This is a genomic window from Novosphingobium sp. (genome assembly GCF_040079535.1).
In the GTDB taxonomy this organism is placed as follows: Bacteria; Pseudomonadota; Alphaproteobacteria; order Sphingomonadales; family Sphingomonadaceae; genus Novosphingobium.
Window position 1 is genome coordinate 1 of record NZ_JBEBKB010000061.1, and the last position, 7,896, is coordinate 7,896.

A 7,896-nucleotide genomic window follows, 5' to 3' on the forward strand; every position below is an offset into this window, starting at 1 on the left:
TTGTTGAAGGGCTCGACAATATTCCCGGCATCACCCCCGGTTCGTTTGCGATGGTCACCAAGGTGCACCATGCCGCGGTTGACGGGATGAGCGGGATTGATCTGATGGAAGCGTTGCACACGCTTGATCCCAATGCTCCTCCGCCGAACGAGCCCGATACCTGGAGGGGCGAAGATCCGCCCAACTTTGCCGAACTGCTGGCCAAAAGCTGGATCAACAATCTGGCCAACCCGCTGCGCCAGCTGGACGTTGCAGCAAAGGCAATGCCGGGCGTCGCCAATGCGATCAAGGGACTGATCGCCAAGGATTTCAAACTTCACGGCGAAATGATCGCGCCGCGAACGCGCTTTAACGCGGTGCTTTCCCCTAACCGGGTGATCGAGGGGCGTTCGGTCCCGCTCGCCGATATCAAGGCGATCCGCGAGGCATCGGCAGGGGCCAAGGTCAACGACGTATTCCTGACGATCGTTGGCGGAGCGATGCGAAAATATCTGCTGCATCACAATGACTTGCCAGCCAAAACCCTGACCGCGATGGCCCCCATTTCGGTTCGATCAAGCGGCGAAAAAGGTGATATGGGCAATCAGGTTGCCGCGCTTATCGCGCCGCTTGGCACGCATATTGCCGATCCGTTGGAACGGCTTGATTACGTTCATTCGCAGACCGTCAATTCCAAAGCGATGACCGACGCGATCGGTGCCCGCAACATGACCGAGATCAGCAAGGTTTCACCAGCCTTGTTCATGGCGCTGGGTGCACAGCTATTTACGCGGCTTGGCCTGGCTAACCGGGTCGGCCCGCCCTTCTCCACCGTGGTCACCAATGTGCCCGGCCCGCCCGTGCCGATCTATTCCAGCGGAGCCCGGCTTGAAAGCATGATGGGGCTGCTGTGCCTTACCGATGGTCTGGGCCTGGGCCACGTGGTCCAAAGCTATTGCAAGGAAGCAACGATCGCGTTCACCGCCGATCGCAAGCTGATGCCGGATCCGGATTTCTACGCACAATGCATCGAGGACAGCTTTACCGAACTGCGCGATGCTGCACGCGCCGCACCGCCACCAGAACAACGCCAGGCCACGCCGGCTAAAACCGAAAAAACAAAACCTGCTGCGAAAAAGGGCGCGGCAAAATCGGGGAAGAGCAAAAAGAAATGACCGCAACCACTGCATCGCGCACCGCGCTGGAAATTGAGGCTCGTCCGCCGCACACGTTGCTCGCCCTGGCCGAAGGCCGCGCGGTGCTCGAGCTTGCCGCGTTCTATGCCACGCGCCACCTTTTGGGGCTTCTGCCCAAGGGTGATGGCCATCCAGTGCTGGTATTGCCCGGCTTCATGGCATCCGATGGATCAACCCAGCCAATGCGCAAACTGCTGAAAGATCTGGGCTATGATGCCTATGGCTGGAAGCTGGGCCGCAACGTGCGGGTGGATCTTCAGCGGGTCCACGAAATGGAGCATCTACTGCTCGACATCTTCAAGCAAACCGGGCGCAAAGTTTCAATCGTCGGGTGGAGCCTGGGCGGTGTATTCGCGCGCGAACTGGCCAAGCTGCACCCTGATGCGGTCCGCCAGGTGATCTCATTGGGCAGCCCGATCCACGATGATCGCCGCCATACCAACGCCAGCCGGTTGTTTGAAATGCTCAACGGCAAGGAACCCGAACCGGTCAAACACGGCCACTTTACCGGGCTGGATCAGGCACCGCCGGTGCCAACCACTTCAATCCTGACCCGCACCGATGGCATTGTCCACTGGCGCGGATCGGTCCAGCATCCGGACAAGGGCAGCCTGCAAACCGAGAATATCGAAGTGCACGCCAGCCATTGCGGGCTTGGTGTAAACCCCAGCGTCATGATTGCGCTGGCAGATCGCCTGAAACAGGCTGAGGGCGAATGGAAGCCGTTCAAACCACGCCTGTCACAGCGCTGGATGTTCCCGCAAAGCCGCCTGCACTAAGTGGAGGGGTAAATCGGGGCGTTAATACGCCTCGCCCTCAACCGAGATATTGCGGATCCGGCCGCTGCCATCAACGGTGCAAGAGAAAGCCTTGCCCTGGCCGGTCCGGCCCTGGACGCGCCAGCCCTGCCCAGCCCGGTTGACGCTTTCAATCTCGTCTCGGCCTGCGCCGCTGGATAGTTCCTGCATGCAGCGATCGACAGCCGCGCCAACCCCGCCTTCGGTCCATGAAGGGCTGGCCTCCACTGCCGGGGCATAGCCGGGACCGCGATCCTGCGGATAGTCCTGATCATGATCCTGGCGATCTTCACGCTGGCGATCACGATCACGGTTGCTGGAGCTGGCCGCGCTGGCAATTGCGGCGATCCCGCCGATAATCAGAATTCCGGTCAGGACATCGCCAACATCAACCCGGTCACGGTGCCGATGCCGGCCCCAATCGCCCCAGCCATTGGCCATGACCGGGCTGGCGGTGAGTGAAAAAGCAGCAACACTGGCAAGCGCTGCGCTGCCGCGGGAAAATCTGACTGTCATGGTGCGGGCCCTCCTGCAGGGAAGGCCAAGCAGCCCAAAAGCGTCACGCGCATTACCCCTGATGACCAACGGCTAGGCGGCCCAGGCTTGCTATAGCCTGAACCGCCAGCGTTACTTCATGGTGCCGCGAAATTAGAGCCCGCGGATTCCATCGATGTCCAGATCGGCAATCCGGCCGCGTTCGAACTTGCATTTGAACGAACCGTCATCGCCGCGTCCGTAGTTGCCGCCCCAATGGTTGCCATTGTTATGGTTGTTGCCATTGTTGTTGTTGTAGTAGCCGTCGTTGTAATAGCCGCCGCCATTGCGCCAGCCGCGGCTGCGGTCACGTCCGCCGCCCACCGCGATCCGGCCCTTCACTTCGAAGCCATTGCGGGTATCACGAACTTCGCGGATATCGACAACGTCGGCCCGGCCATAGCGGCTTGCGGCATAGCGCTCTGCGGCATGGACGCACTGTTCCACGGCCTGGCGCGGGTTGCCGCGCCAGCGGCGGTCATCATCATGGCCGCGGCGATCGCCGCGATATCCGTTGTAGCCTTCATAGCCGCGGTAATCGCGATCGTTGTCTGCGGCCGAGGCAACTGCAACGATCCCGCCGATAATCAGGGCGCCGGCGATCACATCGCCAACACTGACGCCGTCGCGATCGCGGTGGCCCGCAAATGCCGGGCTTGCCGAAGTGATCGCCATCGCGCCCGCCGCGACGGTTCCGATCAGGGATTTGCTGATGGTCTTCATGGCTTTGATCCTTCACTCCATTCGAACGGGACTGTCCGAACATGATTGAAGGTTTACCGAATCGCCGGTGGCTTGATCCTGAACCTGGCTGCCAGCTATTGTTCAGGTTAAACCCGAGTTTTATGAACATCTGGAGTGGCAACGGTTGGTTAACCATGGTTGGCTAAGCTGAAGCAATGAACTGGCTTATAATGCTTTCGCCCTCAATCACGGTGATAATTGTCCTCACTCTGCTAGAGCGGCGTGCCGGACACAGCTCGGGCGATTGGTGGATCAACCTGCAATCTTTCGCGATCTCCACCGCAGGTGCATTTTCAATCTATGCCTGGGTAAAGCCATGGCAAGCCGGATCATTGATCGAAGGGGAAGCCCTGCCCGCCTGGGCCGGCGTCGTCTTGTTCATCCTGGTCCAGGATCTGGGGGAAAACCTGTATCACCGCCTGCAACACCGGATCCCGATCCTGTGGGAGATGCACAGCCTGCATCATTCCGATCCCGATATGGCCGTGCTGACCACCTATCGCCATTTCTGGGCCGATCGCCTGATCAAGACGGTTACGGTCTATTCGCTGGCCGGGATGATCATCTCGCCCACCCCGCTCGCCGCGATGGGCTATTTCGCGATCAGCATGTGGAATTTTGTGGCCCACGCCAATCTCGATTGGAACTTTGGCAAGTGGTCATGGGCAATCAACAGCCCGGCCTACCATCGCCGCCATCATTCATCAGCACCTGAGCACTATGACAGCAATTTCGCTGCGCTGTTCCCGTTCTTTGACGTGCTGCTAGGTGGCTACAACGTGCCCAGCGGACGGCCAGAAACCGGATTTGAACGGCGCCCGCACGGCCTGATCGATCAGTTGATCTGGCCCTTCATCGGCAAGCACCGCAAAGCCCCTGGTGCTGAAGTTTCGGGCCAGGCCTGAAGCCTAGTTCAAAGCCAGCCCGCTCCAATACCCCAAAAACGCCAGAACATCGGCGCCTTCGGCCACCACCTTGTCAGTTGGCTTGCCGGCACCGTGGCCGGCCCGGGTTTCGATCCGGATCAGGTGCGGTTTGCCCGATGGGTCTGCGGCCTGCAGCGCGGCGGCATATTTAAAGCTGTGGCCAGGCACCACCCGGTCATCGGTATCAGCGGTGGTCACCAGTATCGCCGGATAGGCGGCGCCGCCGCGAATGTTGTGATAGGGCGAATAGGCCCGCAGCACCCGCCAATCGGCTTCCTTTGATGGATAGCCATAATCATCAACCCAGTACCGTCCGGCGGTGAACCGATCGAACCGCAGCATATCCATCACGCCCACTGCCGGGTTGGCTGCGGCAAACAGATCAGGCCGCTGATTGACCACCGCCCCCACCAGCAGGCCGCCGTTCGATCCGCCCTGGATTGCCAGGCCGCCCTTGGGGGTGATCCCCTGGGCGATCAGATATTCGCCCGCAGCGATGAAATCATCGAACACGTTCTGCTTGTTGTTCAGCCGCCCGGCATCGTGCCAGGCCTTGCCGTATTCCCCGCCGCCGCGCAGGTTGGCCATGGCAAAGGCCCCGCCCGCTTCCAGCCAGGCCATCCGCGTGGCGGAATAGGCCGGAGTCAGCGAGATATCGAACCCGCCATAGCCATAAAGCAAGGTTGGCATCGGCTTGCCGCTGGCAACCGCGCTTTTCTTGCGGACCAGAAACATCGGCACCTTGGTGCCATCCTTCGATGTGAAAAAGCGCTGCTCGACCAGATAATCATCGGGATTGAAGGTCAGCTTGGGCTGCGCAAACGGTGTGCTGACACCGGTCGCGCTGTCATACCGGTAGATCGCGCTGGGCTGATTGAAGCTGGCAAACGCATAAAACGTTTCTGGATCGCCCGGCCGGCCTGAAAATCCGCTGGCAGTGCCGATCGCGTTCAGTGCGATATCCTTTTGCGGCGTACCATCAAGCGACAGCACCTCGGCGATCGAGGCCGCATCCTTAAGGTAGGTGACGATCAGCCTGTCACCCACGATCTGCGCGCGTTCAAGCGTTTCGGCACGTTCGGGGATGACTTCGGTGAAGGCATATTGATGCCGCCTGCAAAATGCCACGTCATCCTCTGGTTGCTCCGGGGTGACTACGCACGGTGCTTTGCGATAGAGGTCAACTTTCGCCACTTTGAGCTTAGGCGCACCCTTGTTGGTGATAAAGTAGAGCGAATCGCCCATCCCTTCGATCAGGCGCCAGTCATTCTCAAGCCCAGCAACAAGTGTCTGCGGCGCGCTCCATTTGCCGCGCTTGTCGATAGCAAGGACATGCACCTCATACTTGTTGTCCGTCCCCTGCGCGGTGGTGATCACCATCCAGCGGCCATCGCTGGTCACTTGCGCAGTGTGGCCATAGTCCGGGTGATCGGGCGTGGCATAGACCAGCACATCCGCCGATTGCGGTGTGCCGATCTTGTGAAAGCGCACTTCCTGATTGGTGTTCAGCTGCTGAAAGGCCTGTCCTTCAACCGGTGCAGGAAAGCGCGAATAGAGAAAGCCCTTGTCGCCGATCCAGGCGATATTGGTGAACTTGGCCCACTTGATTTCATCGGGCAAAACCTTGCCATTCGCCGCATCAAGCACCCGGATCGTGCGCCAATCGCTGCCGCCATCCTGCACCGAATAGGCCAACCGCTTGCCGCTTTGCGATGGCTCCCAATCATCCAGCGCGGTGGCTCCGTCCTTGGCCCAGCCATTCGGATCGATCAGCAGCCGCGGTGCACCGCCCAGCCCCTTGCGCACGAACAGTTGCGATTGGTTCTGCAAGCCGCTGTTGCGGGTATAGAAATACGATTTTCCAGCCTTGCGCGGCAATCCAAAGCGTTCGTAATCCATCAACGCGCGGATCCGCTGCGCAAATTGGTCACGGCCCGGCAGCTTGGCCAGATAGCCCTGGCTAAGCTGGTTTTGCTGGCCAACCCATTCGGCCACGTCCTTATCCGAACGGACATCGTTTTCCAGCCAGCGATAGGGATCGGCAACCTTTTCACCGAAGTGCGCTTCAACAACGTCAACCGTGCGGGTGGCTGGATAAACAAGGCTCATGGGTTCAGCGATCACCGAAACGGCACATAGTCCAAGAATTGCACCAAGACCGGCGCGGGCGTGACGAAGCACTTCACATTCTCCCCATATGCAAAAGGCGCCGACAGGATAGAGCCTGTCAGCGCCTTTGCAATTCACCGTTCGATGAACGGCGGGATTATTCGTCTTCGGCGGTGAATACCGGACCCGAATCCTGACCCTTGGCCGAAACATCGCGGTCAACCAGTTCGATCACGGCCATCGGTGCCGCGTCAGATCCGCGGAAACCAGCCTTGATCACGCGGGTGTAACCACCGGCACGATCAGCATAACGCGCGGCAAGCACGTCAAACAGCTTCACCAGCTGGGCATCATCAAGCAACCGGGCATGGGCCAGACGCCGGTTCGAAAGACCGCCATGCTTGCCCAGCGTGATCAGCTTTTCAACATAGGGGCGCAGTTCGCGCGCCTTGGGCAGCGTGGTGGTGATCTGTTCGTGCTTGAGCAGCGCGGCAGCCATGTTGCGCAGCAGCGCCTTGCGGTGGCTGGAAGTGCGGTTAAGCTTACGCCCGGCGTATCTATGACGCATTGATCTTTCCTTCGTTCGTTAGGGGGCCGTATCAGGTACCCCATACCTGGCAGCGCTTGCGGCGGCTGCCGTTACCGTGGCGGGGCACCCGAAGGCGCCCCTGATAGCGGTTAACCCAGCAGCTCTTGCTCAAGCTTCTTGGCCATTTCTTCGATATTCTCGGGCGGCCAGCCGGGGATGTCCATCCCAAGGCGCAGGCCCATGCTGGACAGCACTTCCTTGATCTCGTTGAGCGACTTGCGGCCGAAGTTCGGCGTGCGCAGCATCTCGGCTTCGGTCTTTTGAACCAGATCGCCGATGTAGATGATGTTATCGTTCTTGAGGCAGTTGGCGCTGCGAACCGACAGTTCCAATTCGTCCACTTTCTTGAGCAGATAGCGGTTGAGCTGGTTGGTATCGCCTTCTTCAGCCGGCGCAGCGGCCATGCCAATCATCGGCGAGGAGCCAACCGGCATCGCATCTTCAAAGTGGACAAACAGCGAGAGCTGATCCTGCAAGATCCGCGCAGCATAGGCTACGGCGTCTTCCGGCGAGATCGTGCCATCGGTTTCAACCGAGAGGCTCAGCTTGTCATAGTCAAGCTCTTGCCCGATGCGGGCGTTTTCAACCTTGTAGCTAACCTGGCGGACCGGCGAATAGAGCGAATCAACCGGGATCAGCCCGATCGGCGCGTCAATCGGACGGTTCGATACAGCCGCCACATAGCCCTTGCCGGTATCGGCCGTCAGTTCCATGTTAAGCGTAGCGCCTTCATCGAGATGGCAGATCACCAGATCCTTGTTCATCACTTCGATGTCACCCGAAACGGCGATATCGCCAGCGGTGATTTCACCCGGGCCCGTGGCAGCCAGCTGAAGCCGCTTGGGGCCTTCACCCTGCATGCGGATAGCGATCTGCTTCACGTTAAGCACGATGTCGGTCACGTCTTCACGAACACCGGCCAACGACGAGAATTCGTGCAGCACGTTCTCAATCTTGATCGAGGTGATCGCGGCGCCCTGCAGGCTGGAAAGCAGCACCCGGCGCAGCGCGTTGCCCAGCGT

The 7,896-nt window shown here is 59.7% G+C and carries 8 protein-coding genes; 3 read left to right on the forward strand and 5 right to left on the reverse strand.

What is annotated here, in order from left to right:
- Positions 1-1,154: WS/DGAT domain-containing protein (locus ABL914_RS13230; RefSeq protein ID WP_391563657.1), on the forward strand; the 1,154-nt coding region annotated here is incomplete at its 5' end.
- The gene (locus tag ABL914_RS13235) at positions 1,151-1,954 is read left to right on the forward strand and encodes an esterase/lipase family protein (protein WP_391563658.1); all 804 of its coding nucleotides are present in this window, start codon (positions 1,151-1,153) and stop codon (positions 1,952-1,954) included. The genes ABL914_RS13230 and ABL914_RS13235, both read left to right, overlap by 4 nt.
- Before the next feature lie 21 nt (positions 1,955-1,975).
- Here ABL914_RS13235 and ABL914_RS13240 read toward each other — a convergent pair whose 3' ends face one another.
- Positions 1,976-2,488, reverse strand: a complete 513-nt coding sequence (locus tag ABL914_RS13240) for a hypothetical protein (RefSeq protein WP_391563659.1) — start codon at positions 2,486-2,488, stop codon at positions 1,976-1,978.
- Positions 2,489-2,620: 132 nt separating this feature from the next.
- Positions 2,621-3,229, reverse strand: a complete 609-nt coding sequence (locus ABL914_RS13245; RefSeq protein WP_391563660.1) for a hypothetical protein — start codon at positions 3,227-3,229, stop codon at positions 2,621-2,623.
- 191 nt (positions 3,230-3,420) lie between these two features.
- Between ABL914_RS13245 and ABL914_RS13250 the strand changes: the two genes are divergently transcribed.
- Positions 3,421-4,155 (forward strand): sterol desaturase family protein, encoded by a 735-nt coding sequence (locus tag ABL914_RS13250; protein ID WP_391563661.1) that lies wholly within the window; start codon positions 3,421-3,423, stop codon positions 4,153-4,155.
- Between the two features lie 3 nt (positions 4,156-4,158).
- Here the strand turns inward: ABL914_RS13250 and ABL914_RS13255 are convergent, their stop codons facing one another.
- The 3 genes from ABL914_RS13255 to ABL914_RS13265 form a co-directional block, all read right to left on the reverse strand.
- On the reverse strand, positions 4,159-6,285 hold the full coding sequence (locus ABL914_RS13255) for a prolyl oligopeptidase family protein (RefSeq protein WP_391563662.1): 2,127 nt from the start codon (positions 6,283-6,285) through the stop codon (positions 4,159-4,161).
- Between the two features lie 157 nt (positions 6,286-6,442).
- Positions 6,443-6,853: a 50S ribosomal protein L17 gene (rplQ, locus tag ABL914_RS13260; protein WP_391563663.1), complete on the reverse strand. Its 411-nt coding sequence runs from the start codon at positions 6,851-6,853 to the stop codon at positions 6,443-6,445.
- A 110-nt stretch (positions 6,854-6,963) separates the two neighbouring features.
- Positions 6,964-7,896 (reverse strand): DNA-directed RNA polymerase subunit alpha (locus ABL914_RS13265; protein ID WP_391563664.1); only part of this gene is annotated, 933 nt, incomplete at its 5' end.